Below are 915 nucleotides of genomic sequence, written 5' to 3' on the forward strand. Positions count from 1 at the left end.
CCTCCGTCGCCCTGCCGCCGCGTCTCCCGGCGCCGCTGGCCCGCCGGTCCGGGGCGGACCGTACGAGCGGGGCGGACGGGACGGAGGGCGCGAGCGGTTCCGCGCCTGGTCGCCGACCGGGCTGAGGGAGCCTTCGGGCGTCCGTGGAGGAGGGGACGGAGATCCCCCAGCCCTCCAGCGCGGCCAGCCCGGCGGCGTCCGCCGCGGTCCACAGGGCCAGGAGCTCGGGCGGGGCGTCCAGCGCCAGGTCGACCGGGTCGCCCAGGCGGTCGGTGACGGCCCTCAGCAGCCTGTCGCGTCCTGCCGGGTCGAGCACGTCGAATCCGCCCCGCAGGGCCGGCAACCGGTCCAGGAAGTCCTGGTCGGCCAGGTCCTCCACCCGCTCCAGCAGCGGGTCCAGGACCGCCGCGGCCGACTCCAGGAGCGGGCCCGCCGCGGTGAGCAGCCCGGCGAGCAGGCGGGACAGGCGGTGCCGCTCCTGCGGTCCGGCGGCGGCGGTGACCCATCCGGCGGCCTGGCGCCCAGCTCGTGCGGCGCGTCCAGGTCGAGCAGGACCCGGGCCGCCGCGGCGGCCCCCCGGATGAGCGGGGAACCGGTGCGCCCCAGGGCGTCCAGGGAGTCGTCCACGCGCAGGCCCAGCCGGTGCTCTCCGATCCCGGTGATGAGCGCGACCAGCGCCGCGGCGTCCTCCGGCCGGTCGCTGCCCGCCAGGCCCGGCAGCGTGCGGACGGCCGCCTCCAGCAGGGTTCCGGCCAGCTCGGCGGCCCGTTCCCGGCTGCGGGGCGTGGTTCCGGGCAGGTGCTCCCGGCGCAGCGCCTCCAGCAGGTCGAGGGCCCGCAGCAGGTCCGCGAGGCCGGCGGCGCCGGGCAGTGCGTCGGCGGCGTCGGCGAGGCGGTCGGCGACCAGGCCGGGCAG

Annotated in this window: 1 protein-coding gene and 2 pseudogenes; all 3 read right to left on the bottom strand. The window is 79.7% G+C overall.

The genetic code is table 11. From position 1 onward, the window contains the following. Positions 1–316 (bottom strand): hypothetical protein (locus tag ACWJ6R_RS37110; protein WP_449066667.1); only part of this gene is annotated, 316 nt, incomplete at its 3' end. 15 nt (positions 317–331) lie between these two features. Beyond that, positions 332–466 (bottom strand): annotated as a pseudogene (locus ACWJ6R_RS37115) (DUF5682 family protein); the annotation flags it as partial. 122 nt (positions 467–588) lie between these two features. After that, positions 589–915 (bottom strand): annotated as a pseudogene (locus tag ACWJ6R_RS37120) (DUF5682 family protein); the annotation flags it as partial.

It is taken from the genome of Planomonospora algeriensis (assembly GCF_977012225.1).